The 15154-nt window shown below is 70.7% G+C and carries 14 protein-coding genes; 4 read left to right on the plus strand and 10 right to left on the minus strand.

Going from position 1 to position 15154, the window contains the following annotated elements; genetic code table 11:
• Nucleotides 1-204, minus strand: a 204-nt coding sequence (locus VFZ39_RS16035) for a DUF7455 domain-containing protein (protein WP_330866790.1), incomplete at its 3' end; no start/stop codon positions are given.
• A 328-nt stretch (nucleotides 205-532) separates the two neighbouring features.
• Here VFZ39_RS16035 and VFZ39_RS16040 point away from each other — a divergent pair.
• Complete coding sequence (locus VFZ39_RS16040; protein WP_414690308.1) at nucleotides 533-2680, plus strand: DNA gyrase/topoisomerase IV subunit B; 2148 nt, start codon at nucleotides 533-535, stop codon at nucleotides 2678-2680.
• 24 nt (nucleotides 2681-2704) lie between these two features.
• On the opposite strand, the gene VFZ39_RS16045 is transcribed toward VFZ39_RS16040, so the two are convergent.
• Nucleotides 2705-3163, minus strand: a complete 459-nt coding sequence (locus VFZ39_RS16045) for a hypothetical protein (protein WP_330866791.1) — start codon at nucleotides 3161-3163, stop codon at nucleotides 2705-2707.
• Nucleotides 3164-3365: 202 nt separating this feature from the next.
• Between VFZ39_RS16045 and VFZ39_RS16050 the strand changes: the two genes are divergently transcribed.
• From VFZ39_RS16050 to VFZ39_RS16060, 3 genes are read left to right on the plus strand one after another with little or no spacing between them, the layout of a single operon-like run.
• Nucleotides 3366-3503 (plus strand): hypothetical protein, encoded by a 138-nt coding sequence (locus VFZ39_RS16050; protein ID WP_330866792.1) that lies wholly within the window; start codon nucleotides 3366-3368, stop codon nucleotides 3501-3503.
• 10 nt (nucleotides 3504-3513) lie between these two features.
• Nucleotides 3514-4173 carry an organomercurial lyase gene (gene merB / locus VFZ39_RS16055; protein WP_330866793.1) on the plus strand — a complete coding sequence of 220 codons (660 nt, stop codon included), beginning with the start codon at nucleotides 3514-3516 and terminating at the stop codon, nucleotides 4171-4173.
• 2 nt (nucleotides 4174-4175) lie between these two features.
• The gene (locus VFZ39_RS16060) at nucleotides 4176-4727 is read left to right on the plus strand and encodes a class I SAM-dependent methyltransferase (RefSeq protein WP_330866794.1); all 552 of its coding nucleotides are present in this window, start codon (nucleotides 4176-4178) and stop codon (nucleotides 4725-4727) included.
• Here VFZ39_RS16060 and VFZ39_RS16065 read toward each other — a convergent pair.
• The 8 genes from VFZ39_RS16065 to VFZ39_RS16100 all read right to left on the minus strand — a co-directional run bounded on the left by VFZ39_RS16065 (nucleotide 4724) and on the right by VFZ39_RS16100 (nucleotide 15046).
• Nucleotides 4724-5605 (minus strand): sugar kinase, encoded by an 882-nt coding sequence (locus tag VFZ39_RS16065; protein ID WP_330866795.1) that lies wholly within the window; start codon nucleotides 5603-5605, stop codon nucleotides 4724-4726. The two genes, VFZ39_RS16060 and VFZ39_RS16065, sit on opposite strands and share 4 nt — an antisense overlap.
• Nucleotides 5602-6507 (minus strand): pseudouridine-5'-phosphate glycosidase, encoded by a 906-nt coding sequence (locus tag VFZ39_RS16070; RefSeq protein WP_330866796.1) that lies wholly within the window; start codon nucleotides 6505-6507, stop codon nucleotides 5602-5604. The genes VFZ39_RS16065 and VFZ39_RS16070 overlap by 4 nt, the downstream gene beginning before the upstream one ends.
• A 100-nt stretch (nucleotides 6508-6607) precedes the next feature.
• Nucleotides 6608-6859, minus strand: coding sequence for a nickel-binding protein (locus tag VFZ39_RS16075; protein ID WP_330866797.1), 252 nt, complete (start codon nucleotides 6857-6859; stop codon nucleotides 6608-6610).
• Nucleotides 6860-6963: 104 nt separating this feature from the next.
• Complete coding sequence (locus tag VFZ39_RS16080) at nucleotides 6964-9555, minus strand: helix-turn-helix transcriptional regulator (RefSeq protein ID WP_330866798.1); 2592 nt, start codon at nucleotides 9553-9555, stop codon at nucleotides 6964-6966.
• Nucleotides 9556-9611: 56 nt separating this feature from the next.
• Complete coding sequence (locus tag VFZ39_RS16085; RefSeq protein ID WP_330866799.1) at nucleotides 9612-10106, minus strand: carbonic anhydrase; 495 nt, start codon at nucleotides 10104-10106, stop codon at nucleotides 9612-9614.
• Nucleotides 10085-11854, minus strand: coding sequence for an MFS transporter (locus tag VFZ39_RS16090; RefSeq protein ID WP_330866800.1), 1770 nt, complete (start codon nucleotides 11852-11854; stop codon nucleotides 10085-10087). The genes VFZ39_RS16085 and VFZ39_RS16090 overlap by 22 nt, the downstream gene beginning before the upstream one ends.
• Nucleotides 11851-12561 (minus strand): LppX_LprAFG lipoprotein, encoded by a 711-nt coding sequence (locus VFZ39_RS16095; protein WP_330866801.1) that lies wholly within the window; start codon nucleotides 12559-12561, stop codon nucleotides 11851-11853. The genes VFZ39_RS16090 and VFZ39_RS16095 overlap by 4 nt, the downstream gene beginning before the upstream one ends.
• Before the next feature lie 4 nt (nucleotides 12562-12565).
• Nucleotides 12566-15046 (minus strand): DNA topoisomerase IV subunit A, encoded by a 2481-nt coding sequence (locus VFZ39_RS16100; protein ID WP_330866802.1) that lies wholly within the window; start codon nucleotides 15044-15046, stop codon nucleotides 12566-12568.
• Nucleotides 15047-15154 lie beyond the last annotated feature (108 nt).

Here is a 15154-nt window from a genome sequence, read left to right on the forward strand (position 1 = left end):
CGTACCGGAAAGCCTGTGGGTCTCGTCCTGGATGGAAGCTGCGACCTCGCGGAGCGCGTCGCCGTGCTCGCGCGCGTGGTGGGCGCAGAAGTGCAGCTCACCGCCCGCCTGGAGCTCGACCCGCAGGTAGGCCTGTGCCCCGCAGCGGTCGCAGCGGTCTGCAGCGCTCAGCGCGGATGCACCAGGGGCAACGGCAGTAGTCACATCGGCCTCATTTCTGCTTCTCGTGGTGTCTGGAGAACGTAGGGGAGGTACCCAAAGATTCCCGCCGGTACGTGTCGCTCGACACCTCAATCCAACCACGGCACCGAAATCGTGCTGCGAGGGTTTCCATGTGGTGGGCCCCCTCTCGACTCAACTGCCTGTGGTGAGTGTGACGCGGTCGCGGGCCTCCTCGTTGCCGATTTCGGAACCTTGTGGAGGAATCTTTTCCGCACCGTGACCTGAGCCACAGATGTTGCTTTTCGATCCACCGTAGTCCGGGGCTCGGCTTTCCACCGGCAGGCGAGCCTGCGCCGACGTCCGGCGTGTCGTGGGTAGATTCGGACTCGACAGCACCGATCGGCAGAGCGATCGACAGACCAGGCAACGGAGCAGCACCATCGCCGACAACACCTACAACGCCGTCCACCTCCTCGTCCTGGAGGGACTCGAGGCGGTGCGCAAGCGTCCCGGCATGTACATCGGGTCCACGGACACCCGCGGCCTCATGCACTGTCTCTGGGAGATCATCGACAACGGCGTCGACGAGGCGCTGGCGGGCTCGGCACACCGGGTCGAGGTGACGCTGCACCCGGACGACTCCGTCGAGGTGTACGACGACGGACGAGGCATCCCGACCGACAAGGAACCCAAGACCGGGCTGCCCGGAGTCGAGGTGGTCGCCACCAAGCTGCACGCCGGCGGCAAGTTCGGTGGCGGCTCCTACGTCGCGACCGGTGGCCTGCACGGGGTCGGACTGTCGGTCGTCAACGCGCTGTCGGCGCGGATGGACATCGACGTCGACCGCGCGCCCTCCCAGCAGGGGCTCAGCTTCAAGCGCGGCGTCCCCGGTGTCTTCGACGGCGAGGGGCCGGGCGGGTCGTTCACCCCCAAGTCCGGACTCACGCGCAAGGGCAAGCGCGTCTCCAAGGGCAAGACCGGCACCCGGATCCGTTTCTGGCCCGACCGCCAGATCTTCACCAAGGACGCCACGTTCGAGTTCGAGGGGCTGCTCGGCCGCGCGAGGCAGACGTCGTTCATCGTCCCCGGTCTCGAGCTCGTGATCCGCGACCTGCGCGGCACCGACCCCGAGGGCAGGGGTCCGGTCGAGGAGAAGTTCCGTCACGACGGCGGCATCGCCGAGTTCGTCGAGTTCCTCGCTCATGACGACCCCGTCACCGAGGTGCTGCGGCTGCAGGGCATGGACGCGTTCAGCGAGACCGTGCCGCTGCTCGACGAGCAGGGCCACATGACGCCGCAGGAGGTCGAGCGCGAGCTGACGGTCGACGTAGCCGTGCGGTGGGGCACGGGTTACGACACCGAGGTGAAGTCGTTCGTGAATGTGATCGCCACCCCCAAGGGCGGCACGCACGTCAGCGGCTACGAAGCGGCGCTCACCAAGACGTTCAACGACGCCATGCGGGCGACGAAGGCGCTGAAGGTCAACGACGACGACGTCATCAAGGACGACATCCTCGAGGGCATGACCGCGGTCGTGACGGTCCGGCTCGCCGAGCCGCAGTTCGAGGGTCAGACCAAGGAGATCCTCGGGACGCCGGCGGTGCGTGCCGTCGTACGCAAGATCGTGAGTGCCGAGCTCAAGAAGTTCCTCACCTCCACGAAGCGCGCTGACAAGGCCCAGGCGAAGCTGCTGATGGAGAAGGTCGCCGGGGCGGCCAAGACCCGGGTCACGCTGCGCCAGCACAAGGAGACCCAGCGCCGCAAGAACGCACTCGAGTCCTCCGCACTGCCATCGAAGCTGGCCGACTGCCGCGCCACGGACAACGAGCGCACCGAGCTCTTCATCGTCGAGGGGGACTCAGCCCTCGGCACCGCCAAGCTCGCCCGCAACTCGGAGTTCCAGGCCCTGCTGCCGATCCGCGGCAAGATCCTCAACGTGCAGAAGGCGTCGGTCGCCGACATGCTCAAGAATGCCGAGTGCGCCTCGATCCTGCAGGTCGTGGGAGCTGGCTCGGGCCGTGACTTCGACGTCGAGGCCCGCCGCTACGGCCGGATCATCTTCATGGCGGACGCCGACTCTGACGGCGCCCACATCCGTACCTTGCTCGCGACGCTGTTCTTCAAGTACATGCGCGAGCTCGTCGCCGACGGCCGGGTCTACTCCGCCGTACCCCCACTGCACCGGATCGAGCTCTCCAACCCCAAGAAGGGGATGGACAAGTACGTCTACACCTACTCCGACGACGAGCTGCAGCGGAAGCTGGCCGAGCTGACGAAGAAGGGGGTCCGCTGGAAGGACCCCGTGCAGCGCTACAAGGGCCTCGGCGAGATGGACGCCGACCAGCTGGCCGAGACCACCATGGACCCCCGACGCCGTACGCTGCGCCGGCTCACGCTCGACGACGCCGACGAGGCCGCCCGGGTCTTCGACCTGCTGATGGGCTCCGACGTCGCCCCGCGTAAGGAGTTCATCGTGCAGGGTGCCTACGAGGTCGACGTGGAGACACTCGACGCCTGAGCCGCCTGCCTGGTTCGTCAGGGCTCAGCGACCACAGCGGTCCACGCGCTCCCACGGCCAGTCGGCGGCGAGCCAGTGTGCGACGGCGTCGGCGAGCGGTACGTCGAGGTCCGCCCGGTCGGCCCTGACCCAGGACTGCACGGTGACGTCCCAGTCCGGGGATGGCGTGGGGTACAGGTAGACACAACCGATGACGTCGTCGTCGCGTGGGTCGAGGACGGTGAAGGTGAAGCCGACTCTCCGCGTGAAGTCCTCGGCGTGACGGCGCAGGTCGGCGAGGTTCCGCTCGAGCGTCAGGCCCTCGGGTGGGGGCCAGCTGCCGTCGGGATAGCCGGGAGTGGAGCGGATGTGCTCGATGCTCGACGTCCACGCCGCATGATCGGCCTCGTTGTGCTGCGGCCCGAGCGGTTCGAGGCGGAACTGGTCGGTCGTGAGCGAGATCGGGGGATCGAAGCCTGCCGGCACGAACTCATCCGCGGTCATGTCCGCGACCGTACTGGGCGGGCCGGACGTCCTGCACCTGAGTTCTTCCCGGACCCGTCTCGGAACCCCTACCCACTTCGAGGTGCGAGGAGCGCAGCGACGAGCCTCGAAACCCGGGCCACGACCCCCGGCCGAACCGAGCGTGACGAACCGCTCATCAGGAAGGGGTGTGAGCCGCCGTGCGGATGGGTACGCCGTTCCCATGAAGCTCATCAGAGGTGCGGCCGCCATCGGCGCCGCGAAGATGGTCTACGACCAAGCCCGCAAGCCGGAGAACCAGGAGAAGCTGAAGTCGCTGATCGCCAAGGCCAAGGAATCGCGGCAGCCTCGGCACAAGTAGCCTCCCTGGGGTGGACGTCGAGGACGTGCGGCTGGCGGTGTACACCGCGTTCGCGCGTACCGGCCGGCCGCCGATCACCGCCGAGCTCGCGAGCCGGCTCGGGCTGCCGGCCAGAGACGTCTCAGGAGCCCTGCAGGAGCTGGCAGAAGCCAGACACCTCGTCCTCGACGACGGGGGCGACATCGTCATGGCCCACCCGTTCTCGGCAGTGCCATTGGGGTTCTCCGTGATGGGCGCGTCGACCCTGTGGTGGGGTGGATGTGCGTGGGACTCGTTCGCCATGGCCCACCTGCTCGAGCACGAGTCCGAGCTCCTCATCGCAACGCGGTGCCCCGCGTGCTCCACGCCGCACGCGTGGAACGTCGACCGTGAGAAGCCTCCACCGGGTGGCCAGGTCGCCCACTTCCTGATCCCCGCCGCTCGGATGTGGGACGACGTCGTCACCACCTGCGCTCACCAGCGCATCTTCTGCGACGAGGCGTGCGTCGACGCCTGGTTGCTCCAGACGGGGAACGACCGCGGGTACGTGATGGACCTGTCCACGCTGTGGCGCTTCTCCTCCGACTGGTACACAGGCCGTCTCGACCGCGGCTACCAGCGAAGAGAGCCCGCCGAGTCCGCCGACTACCTCCGAAGCGTCGGCCTGTCGGGGCCCTTCTGGGGATTGTGACCGTGGCCCGATCAGACCGCACCCGACAACGTCGGCTCGACCGCCGCTCGGGGTACGGCGCCGGGTACGGGTGCGAGAGGCTGACGATCCGGGACAGCCGTCCCTGGGTGTGCCGGCAGGCGCACGGACGCACCCTGGAGCTGGCAGCCGGGACCGGCCTCAACTTCCCCTGGTACGCGAGCGACGTCGAGCTGAGCGCCGTCGATCTCGACCCCGAACGCCTCGCGGTGGCGGCGGCGCGTGCGCAAGCACGGGGGCAGACGGTGCACCTGGGTGTTGCGGACGGGCGCCGACTCCCGTTCGACGACGACACGTTCGACGCGGTGGTGTGCACGCTGGCCCTCTGTGACGTCGACGACCGCAGTGGCACCTTGGCGGAGCTGCATCGCGTGGTCCGGCCTGGTGGTTCGCTGCTCCTCCTCGACCACCTCGAGCCGCGCTGGCGGCACGGCCGACCCGCGACGCTCGCCGAACGGGTGGGCTTCACGCTGGTGCAGCGTCAACGACTCTGGGCCGGGTACTTCGAGCGCGTCAGGCTGCAGAAGCCGGGCTAGCCGCCCGGCCGGGCCCCCAGCACACTGATCGCCTGCGCGGACGCGCGGGCACCGGCAGCGAGGGCGGCTGCGGGGTCGGCCTCGGACGTCCAGACGCTCAGGAAACCGGCGGCGAACGCGTCGCCGGCCCCCGTCGTGTCGACGACGACCGCAGGTTCGGCGCGGACCCGGGTCGATGAACCGGCCGAGGCGAGCAGCGCGCCCTCCGCGCCCAGCGTGAGCACGACTGCGGGGAACCGCTCCGCCAGGGCGGCAGCGACGTCGTCCGGCTCCGACAGTCCGGTGAGGAAGCGCCCCTCGAGCAGGTTCGGGAGCAGTACGTCGGCCCCCCCGACCCACTCGAGGAAGGTGTCGGCCCCACAGCGGGCGAGGAAGCCCGCGGAGCTGGGATCCACCGACACCCCGCAGCCCGCCCCGCGTGCCCGCTGCTGCAGGTCGAGCACGGCGGGTCGTACCGCGTCGTCGAAGAACGAGTAACCGGTCAGGTGCAGCCAGCCCACGCCCTCGAGCACCGACGGCGGCAGGTCGCCGGGGGAGAGGCGTGCGTTGGCCGCCCGGTCGACGAACATCGTCCGCTCACCAGCAGGGTCCAGGTTGAGCACGATCGTCGCGGTCTCGGTGTCGGGATCGGCGGTCACGCGCGCGTCCACGCCGTACGCCGACAACGCGGCCCGGTGCCGCGCCGCACCCTCCACGCCGGCCCGCCCGACGAACCGGGCGTCTGCGCCGAGGTGACCCAACCAGGCCGCGACGTTCGCGGCCGACCCTCCGGCGGTCCGGCGGATCTCGGCGTCGGTGTCGCTCGCGGTGTTCACCGAGCCGAGCGGACGCACCACAATGTCGTCGACCACGTCGCCGACGACCAGGATCCGCGTCATCCTCGAGCTGCCCAAGCGCGGGCGATGTCGGCGGCCACCCGGATGTTGTTGGCGGCGATCTCGAGGTTCACCTCGAGGCTGGTGCCGCCGGTGATCTCCACGATCCGCTGCAGCAGGAACGGCGTCACCTCCTTGCCAGTGAGGCCGTCGGCCTCGGCGAGCGCCTGGGCGAGGGCGGCGTCGTGGACGCTCGGGTCGAGCTGCTGCTCGGGGGGCAGCGGGTTCGCGACCAGAACCGCCGAGCGGCGGCCGAGCGCGTCGTTCGCCGCCATCACCTCGGCGACCGCGGCGCCGTCGGGCACCGACCAGTCGAGCCGCTCACCGGAGGTCGTGAGCCAGAAGCTCGGGAACTCGTCGGTCCGGTAGCCGACGACGGTCACGCTCAGGGTCTCCAGCCGCTCCAGCGTGGCAGGGATGTCGAGGATCGACTTCACGCCGGCCGACACCACCGTGATCGGGACCTGCGCCAGCACCGGCAGGTCAGCCGACTCGTCGAACGTCGTGGATGCTCCGCGGTGCACGCCGCCGAGCCCGCCGGTCGCGAAGACGCGGACCCCCGCGAGCGAGGCGATGAACGCCGTCCCCGCGACGGTCGTGGCGCCGCTGCCGCCGCGGGAGACCACGACCGGCAGGTCGCGGACAGACACCTTGACGATGTCCTCCTCGGCCACCCGCCGCAGCTCGTCGTCGGTCAGCCCGACCTTGAGCGTCCCGTCGAGGACCGCCACCGTCGCCGGCGTGACGTCCCGCTCACGGAGGATCCCCTCGAAGTCACGGGCCGCGTCGAGGTTGCGCGGCCGCGGCAGCCCGTGACTGATGATGGTGGACTCCAGCGCGACCACCGGGTCGCCGGCCCCGAGGGCCTCCGCGACGTCCGGTGACACGCTCAGTGGCAGCGACATGCGCCCACCGTAGTGGCCGCCTCCCACCACGATGGGTCATACGGATGGTGCCATCTATGGCTCCATCCGCATGACGCATCCAGAAGCTTCTCCGCGACGATCACGACCCTTCCTTGACCTCGAAGATCTCCTGCGCCTCCAGCCCGTGTGCCTCACGGTGGACGGTCGCTGCCGCCTCCGCGGTGGGGGCCTCGGCGAGGCAGAAGATGGTGCCCTGGGCCTCGTCGACCCAGTAGCGCAAGTACTTCACGTCGTACTTGTCCTGTTCCTGCAGGTCGGCCATGTGAGCCTTGGCCACGTCCTCGATCCCGACCCGCTCGCCGAGCTTGTGGACGTCCATGAACAGCGGCATGGTGATGCTCCCCTCTTTGACGACTCGTGTCGACTGCAGTCCTTCCGCAGCCGGTCCGGCGACGCTAGGACCCCACGGTGGGTGGAGGGATCGGGAGCGACTCCCTATCTTGCGGGCTCGGCCTCCCCAGGGAGACCGGCCAGACCCTGCTCCAGTGCCAGCGCGGCCGCCGCGCGACGGTTGGGGACACCGAGCTTGCCAAGCACGGCGGACACGTGATGGTCGACGGTCTTCGGCGAGATGACCAGGGCGTCGGCGATCTCGTCGTTGCTCCGTCCCTCGGTGAGCAGCGCCAGCACCTCCTGCTCGCGCTGGGTCAGGCCCGCGGGATGCGCGCGCGTCTCGCTCCGACGTCGGCGTGGCAGCCCGCGCGCGCCGGCAGACCGCAAGCGGCGCCTGACACCGGAGGCGGTCGCGTCCGCGCCGAGCCGGTCCAGCAGGTCGAGCCCCTGCCGCCAGTCGACCTCGTCAGCGCTTCCGACCACTGCGAGTGCCGCGGGGAAGTCCGCCCCCAGCCGCTGCCACATCTCAGCCGCTGCGCGGGCGTCGCCGGCGAGCTCGAGCGAGAACGGCTCAGGCGGGTCGACGGTGGTGACGCTGAGGCCGAGCCGGCGCTCCCAGACCGATGCCTCGGCGCGGACCCAGGGAACGGTCAGAGGCAGGATGTCCACCACGGACTCGATGGCCTGTGCTGCCAGGTCGTCCTCGCCCGCCGTCCAGTGGTACTCGGCGCGTGCTATCTCGGTCGGGACAATCCATTGCGGCTCACCGAGTGCTCTCGCAAGCGCCGTCACCTGCTCTACGCGTTCGCGCGCGTCGTCGGCGCCGCGTCGGAGGGCGATCTGCGCGGTCACCAGCATCGGGTGCAACCGGTTGATCGGCGACATGTGCTTGCCAAAGAGCTCGTGCGCCAGGTCCCACGCCTCGTCCCACCGACCGAGCCGCTCCAGGATCTCGTTGCGCTCGCCGAGCAGGCAGTTGCCGTAGGTCGGCACGTCGTGGTCCTCGCACCAGGCCCAAGCGGCGTCGAACGCCCGCTCCGCGTCGTCGTACCGCAGCGCCTGCTTGTAGCCGCAGAACAGGTTCACGAACGCGCGGCCCGCCTGCTCGCCGAGACCGCCGGCGGTGGCCACCGCGACGGACTCCTCCATGGAAGCCAGCCAGTCCCCGCCCAGCGCCTGCTCGCTGATCCCGATGTTGTTGAGCGCGTCCGCCACGACGTCGGTCATACCCAGCGATCTCCCGAGCTCCAAGCCCCGGTTGCCCTGCTTGATGGCCTCCGCGAAACGGCCCGAGGTCATGCTGGCGCCGGCCTGCTGGGTGAGCGCGCGAGCGAGCTCGGGGGTGGCTCCCAACGGACTGAGGATCGCAGTCGCCTCGGCGATCATCTGGTCGCTCTCCTTCCCGCGTCCGAGCCGCCAGACGACGCGGGAGAGCCGGGTGAGGCAGTCACCTTCGCGGAGCCCGTCCCCGAGCGTGCGCCACAGTGTCAGCGCATCGCGCCCGACCTCCTCCGCCTCCTCCCAACGGTCGAGCAGGCCGAGCTCGGTGGACAGGGCGTCGAGCAGCCCGGCGCGCTCGCGGTCGTCCCGCGTGGCCCAGCGGACCGCCCGCTGGTACTGACTGGCTGCCTCTCGGTGGGCCGACAGTGCCGCCGAGCGCGCGCCAGCTGCGGGTGCGTGCACCAGCACCGCGGCGCCGTCCCCGGCGGCCTCTGCGTGGTGGGCGAGCACGGCGTCGTCCGCGCCCTGGCGGCGGAGCTCGGCCAGGATCCGTCGGTGGAGATCGGTGCGGCGGTGGGCAGGCGTGGCCTCGTTCACGGCGCGCCGCGCAATCTCGTGCCGGAACTTCAGCAGCCGCTGGTCGCTGACCAGCAGGCCGGAGGACACGAGGTCGTCCAGGTCGTCGGGCCGGCAGTCCGAGACCGCACAGAGAACGTCCGGGTCGACCCTGGCGCCGATCGCCGCCGCGGTCTGGAGCACAGCGCGTGGTCGATGGCCCAGCCGGGCGACCCGCGCCAGCACGGCGTCGCGCGCGGACGTCGGCATCGTTCCGGGGTCGGCGCTGAGGAGCTCGGTCACGAAGTACGGGTTGCCGGCGGTGAGGCGGTACAGCTCGTCCGGGTCCAGCTCGGAGTCCGCCGCCAGCCTGGCGACCGCCGCGGTGGTCAGCGGCGGCAGCGCGATGCGCCGGGCGACGCGCTCGGGAGCCAGCGCGTCCAGCACCAGCCGGAGGGGATGGGCCGGGGCCAGCTCCTCGTCGCGATAGCTCACCAGGACCAGCGCCGGGCGGCGCTGCAGCCGTCGGGCGACGTAACGGATCAGGTCGAGCGTTCCCTCATCCGCCCAGTGCACGTCCTCGAAGACCAGCGCCGTGGTCTGATCAGCGAGCTCGTTGAGAAGGGTCGTGAAGAGCTCCTGCCGCCCGGCGTCGCGGGCCACCGCGCTGCGCAGCTCTGGGCCGAGCTGCTCCGACACGTCGACCAGTGGGCCCATCGGGCGCGGTGTGAACCCGCCGTCACAGACGCCCCATGCCCAGCGCAGGTCCACCAGCTCACGCTCGGCCGCCTCGAGGAGCGACGACTTGCCGACGCCGGCCTCGCCGGAGACCAGCACCAGACGGCCCGCGCCGGATCCGACCTCGCCGGCGTACGCGGAAAGCGCCCCGAGCTGCTGCTCGCGTTCGAGCAGTTCCATGGGTGGATTGTCGGTCCCGGCCGACCGTGCTGGCCGCGCGGTCTAGACCACTGCGCTCAGACGTGCTGGTGCAACAGACCGGTGTCGACGTCGTACACGAACCCGCCGACCCGGACCCGGTCGGGGATCAACGGGTGGGAGCGCACGGTGGCGACGTCCTGCCCGAGAGCGGTCAGCTGGTCCTCGATCACTCCGAAGTGCTGCCAGGACGCGTCCGTGCCTGCGGACTCGCTGACCTGCCGCCGCAGCTCCGCCTCGCTGTGGGTGGCCATCGCGCAGCGTGTGTGGGGAACGATCAGGATCCGATCGACACCGAGCAGGTGGACGCCGAGCACGAGCGCCTCCAGGGCCTGCGGAGTGACCCGGCCGCCCGGGTTGCGGAAGATCTTCGCGTCGCCGTGCTGCAGGCCCATCATCCGCAGCGGGTCGATCCGCGAGTCCATGCAGGTGACGATGGCGATGCCGGCATGGGCCACGCCGTCGAACCCACCGAGGTCGAAGTCGGCAGCGAAATCGCGGTTGGCGGCGATCAGGTCGTCGAAGTCGGCCACGGGCTGACCGTAGCGGCTCGGGTCGGCGCACCACGGAACAGGGCGAGGGCCAAGACGCCGGCGGCGACCGCGCACCAGGCGGCCCCGAGGAAAACCACGTGCTCCTGCACGATCCCGGCCTCCTTGAGCAGCAGCGTGAACTCCGCGCACCGGCTCCTGCCGTCGCAGACGTCGCGGACGTTCGGCAGGTCGGACTGCTCGGCGTAGTAGCGGCGCAGGCCGATCGTCGTCAGTGCCGAGATGCCCACGAGCATCCCGACCATCCGCGCGACGACCACGAACGCCGAGGCGAGACCGTGCACGTGGTCGTCGGTGGTCGCGAGCACCGCTGCGTTGACCGGGGCGAGGGCGAGGCCGAACCCGAAGCCGCCCAGCACCAGTGGGACGGTGGCGGTCCAGCTCTCCAGCGCGGCGATGTCCCAGCGACTCATCCCGACGAAGCCGGCCGCGGCGAAGGCCATGCCGATCGCGGTGACCACGCCCGCCGGGAGGCTGCGCGTGAGGTAGCCCCCGACCACGGCGCCGATCGGCAGGACGACGAGGAACCGGACCAGCACCAGAGCAGCCATCAGCTGGCTGTCGCCGTAGATCGTGGTGCGGGCGAAGATCGGGATGTCGATCAGGGCCGCGATCAGTGCCGCCCCGATGAAGAGGCTCACCAGCATCGAGCCCCACGCCGGCGTACGTCGCAGCGCGCCGCGGGGCACCAGCGGCGCCTCGGCTCGACCGAGGTGGACCGCGAAGGCTGCCGCGGCCAGCGCGCCGCCCGCGAGGTACCAGATCCCCTGGTCGGAGAAGACCTGGATCCGCGGGTCGGCGGTCGCGAACGCGAGGATCACCCCCGCGAGCGCCACCGCGAGGAGCAGGGCACCGGTCAGGTCTGCCTCACGCATCGAGCCCCACCAGTCGCGGAGGTCGACCAGCGGTCGGCGGGCGGTGAGACACCGGGCGAGCAGCAGCACCGCGGCACCGATCGTGACCAGCCCGAGCGGCGCGAGCCAGCGACTGTCGCCCGTGACCGGGATGAACAGCTGGCCCCACGTGAGGTCACGCAACAGCTGCGCCGGCTGGACGAACACCAGGGCGCCGGAGACCAGCGTGATGAAGAGCAGGACCATCCCGACGAGGTCAGGCGGGCCGGTGGTCGAGGTGCGAGCGGAGCGAGCCTCGAAACCCCCGGCCGCCCGGATCGCTGCCGCGAGCACCAGCCCCACCGCCAGGTTGATCGCGAAGATCGCCCGCCAGTCGGCCACGGCGATGACCACGGCGCCGAAGAGCGGGCCCAGGACGCTGCCGAGCTCCTGGACGGCCGACACCACGCCGAGCGGCACCCCGCGTCGCTGCGCGGGATAGAGGTCGGCCACCAGGGCCAGCGTGGCCGGCACGAGCCCCCCGCCGCCGACGCCCTGGAGGAACCGACCCCCGACCATCGACGGCATGTCGTAGGCGAGCGTGGTGACCAGCGAACCGGCGGCGAACAGCACCAGTGCTGCGACCAGCACCGGCACCCGGCCTCGGAGGTCCGCGATCCGACCGATCAGGGGCAGCATCGCGACGTACCCGAGCAGGAAGCCGGAGACGATCGGCGCGGCGCGCTGCAGCTGGTCGATGGGTACGCCGACCGCCGCCATCATGTCCGGCAGCGCGAGCACGACGACGTAGGTGTCGGCGGCGGCGAAGGCGACCGCGACGGCGGCGAGCGCGAGAAGCAGCCGGGCGCGGCCGTCGACGGCCACCGGCTCGCTCATGGGGCCGTGATGTCCGGCTCGATGCCGTAGTCGTCGAACCCGATCGTGTAGGTGATCGGGTCGGTCTCGGGGTAGAAGACGCCGGTCAGCTCGACGGTGCGGAGCTCGCCGCCGTCGCTGATCGTGTACGTCGCGTCGAAGTCACCCGATGCGCTCGGGATCACGTTGCTGACGACGGAGTCGGGCAGCGTCCCGGTGTACTCGGTGAGCACCTCGGCGTTGTTCTCCCCGCCCCGGACGCTCTCACCCTCTTCCAGTCCGGTGGTCTGCGTGAGCAGGGAGGAGAACCCGGCGTCGGTCGACATCAGCTGGAGCGGATCGGGTGCGCCGTAGTCGGCCGGGTCGACGTCGGACCAGCCGGGCGTGAGCGGGATCTGGGCCCACACCGTGCCGTCGACCCCGATCACCGGCACCTCGAACGGCTGCCCCCCGAGGATCACGGTCAGCGTGCCGTCGAAGGCCGGCGCGTGCGTGCCGACGCCGGTGGCCGCCGAGATCCCGGTGACCCCGGCCGGCACCTCCTCGGTCTGGAGGTCGAGCCGGACCCCGCTGGTCTCGTCGAGGGTCATCTTGGCCAGCGCCATGACCTCCTCGGGGGTGGCGTCGTCGCTGACGGGGTCCTCGTCGCCGCTGCAGCCGACCAGGGTCAGCACCAGCACGGCGAGCAGCCCCAGCAGGGACTGCCGGACAGGAAGGCGCAGGGGCACGCGCTCAGCCTTCCACACCGGCGAGGGCCCGCCGAGCGGCGACCGGGCCGGCGCAGGCGACGATCGGCTGACTGCCGGGCAGCCCCGAGCCGTCGCGCTTCCCGGTGGCCTCCGGCAGCTCCACCGGAGCCCCGCTGGCCGCGGCTGCCCGGGCGGGCGCCGTACCGGCCCAGGCGAACACGAGGGTGTCCTCGCCCTTGAGGAACCGGTGACAGCGGACACCACCGGTCGCGCGGCCCTTGGCGGGGTACTCGGTGAAGGGCGTGACCTTGACCGACCCGGGCTCGGTCCCGGGCAGCGCCGTCGCCGAGCCGGAGGCGGTCACCAGGACCGCGTCCTCCGGGCTGGTCTCGATCGCTCCGAACCAGGCGACGCGGTCCTCGGCGCCGAGCTTGACCCCGGCCATGCCGCCACCGCTGCGGCCCTGCGGTCGGACCAGTGACGCCGCGAAGTGGAGCAGCTGCGCCTCGGTCGTGACGAAGCACAGCGTCTCCTCACCGGTGGTGAGCTCGACCGCCCCGACCACCTCGTCACCGTCCTTGAGGGAGATCACCTCCCAGTCGTCGCGCGCGAGCACCTCGGGGTTCACCCGCTTGACGACTCCCTGCTTGGTGCCGAGGGCGAGGCCGGGGCCGTCGGTCGGAAGCGACGTCAGGCCGAGCACGCGCTCGCCGGGCTCGAGGGACACGAACTCGCTGACGGGGCTCGAACCCGAGAGGTGCGGCTCGTTCGCCGAGGCAGGGAGCGTGGGGAGCTCCAGCACTCCGAGCTTGACGACCCGGCCGCGGTTGGTGAGGAGCCCGATCGTGCCGCGGGCGGTGGTGCGGACCGCCGACACCACCACGTCGTGCTTGCTGCGGGCGCCACCCGAGCCGGGCGGGTCGTCGGAGGTGGTGCGGGCCAGCAGGCCGCTGGAGGAGAGGTAGGCGAAGCAGGGGTCGTCGGCGACCTCGAGCGGCGCGGCGGCGGCGGTGATCGCCGCGCTGCCCGCGGACTCCAGGAGCACGGTCCGGCGCGGGGTGCCGTACGTCGAGGCGACGTCGGCGAGCTCCTGGGAGACGACGGTGCGCAACAGCTCGCGGTCGGCGAGGATCGCGTCGAGCTCCTCGATCTCGCGACGGAGCGTCTCCTGCTCCTTCTCGAGCTCGATCCGGCTGAACCTCGTGAGCCTCCGCAGCTGCATCTCGAGGATGTAGTCGGCCTGCGCCTGCGACAGGTCGAACACCGACATCAGTCGCGACCGGGCGGCGGCGGTGTCGTCGGAGCTGCGGATCACCTGGATGACCTCGTCGATGTCGAGCAGCGCGATCAGCAGCCCGTCGACGAGGTGGAGCCGCTCGAACTTCTTGTCGCGGCGGAACTGCGTGCGTCGGCGGACCACGTCGTACCGGTGCGCGAGGAAGACCTCGAGCAGCTCCTTGAGACCCAGCGTCCGCGGCTGCCCGTCGACCAGGGCGACGGTGTTGATGCCGAAGCTGTCCTCCATCGGCGTCAGCCGGTAGAGCTGCTCGAGCAGCGTCTCGGGCACGAACCCGTTCTTGACCTCGATCACCAGGCGCAGCCCCTTGTCGCGGTCGGTGAGGTCCTTGATGTCGGCGATGCCCTGCAGCTTCTTGCCCTGCACCAGGGTCTTGATCCGCTCCACGACCTTCTCCGTGCCCACGCCGTAGGGCAGCTCGGTCACCACGATGCCCTTGCGGCGACCGACCGACTCGACCCGAGCGGTGGCGCGCATCTTGAAGCTGCCCCGGCCCGACTCGTAGGCGTCACGGATGCCCTCGAGGCCGACGATCTTGCCGCCGGTGGGCAGATCGGGCCCGGGGATGAACCGCATCAGGTCGTCGAGCGTGGCGTCGGTGTGGACGATCAGGTGGCGCAGCGCCTGCACCACCTCGATCAGGTTGTGGGGCGGGATGTTCGTGGCCATACCGACCGCGATCCCGGTCGTGCCGTTCACCACCAGGTTGGGGATCGCCGAGGGCAGCACGACCGGTTCGCTCTCGCGGCTGTCGTAGTTGGGCTTGAAGTCGACGGTGTTCTCGTCGATCGAGTCCGCCATCGCCACCGCGGGCGGTGCCATCCGGCACTCGGTGTAGCGCATGGCGGCGGGGGAGTCGTCAGGAGACCCGAAGTTGCCGTGGCCGTCGACCATCGGCAGCCGCATCGACCACGGCTGGGCCAGGCGCACCAGCGCGTCGTAGATGGCGCCGTCGCCATGGGGATGGAGTCGACCCATCACCTCGCCGACCACCCGGGCCGACTTCACGTGGCCCCGGTCGGGCCGCAACCCCATGTCGTGCATCGTGTAGAGGATCCGCCGCTGGACCGGCTTGAGCCCGTCGCGCGCGTCGGGCAGCGCACGCGAGTAGATGACCGAGTAGGCGTACTCCAGGAACGAGCTCTGCATCTCGTCCCGGATGTCGGTGTCGAGGATGTGCTCCTCGAAGTCGTCAGGGGGTGGGGTCTTCGTGGTACGCCGTGCCATGTCGGCCATTCTGTCGTGTCCCACCCACCGCGGCGCGACGCCACCCCGAGACCCATCCCCGCCCCGTGTGCCTCAGAGTGCGCCATGGCGCACTCTGAGGCACACGCC

This window comes from Nocardioides sp., assembly GCF_036374615.1.
Lineage (GTDB): Bacteria > Actinomycetota > Actinomycetes > Propionibacteriales > Nocardioidaceae > Nocardioides.

Coding starts and splice junctions, on each gene's coding strand:
- VFZ39_RS16050 (WP_330866792.1), top strand. CDS start 3,366: ATGAAGCTCATCAGAGGTGCGGCCGCCATCGGCGCCGCGAAGATGGTC.
- VFZ39_RS16080 (WP_330866798.1), bottom strand. CDS start 9,555: ATGGAACTGCTCGAACGCGAGCAGCAGCTCGGGGCGCTTTCCGCGTAC.
- VFZ39_RS16075 (WP_330866797.1), bottom strand. CDS start 6,859: ATGCCGCTGTTCATGGACGTCCACAAGCTCGGCGAGCGGGTCGGGATC.
- VFZ39_RS16070 (WP_330866796.1), bottom strand. CDS start 6,507: ATGTCGCTGCCACTGAGCGTGTCACCGGACGTCGCGGAGGCCCTCGGG.
- VFZ39_RS16065 (WP_330866795.1), bottom strand. CDS start 5,605: ATGACGCGGATCCTGGTCGTCGGCGACGTGGTCGACGACATTGTGGTG.
- VFZ39_RS16090 (WP_330866800.1), bottom strand. CDS start 11,854: ATGAGCGAGCCGGTGGCCGTCGACGGCCGCGCCCGGCTGCTTCTCGCG.
- VFZ39_RS16100 (WP_330866802.1), bottom strand. CDS start 15,046: ATGGCACGGCGTACCACGAAGACCCCACCCCCTGACGACTTCGAGGAG.
- VFZ39_RS16045 (WP_330866791.1), bottom strand. CDS start 3,163: ATGACCGCGGATGAGTTCGTGCCGGCAGGCTTCGATCCCCCGATCTCG.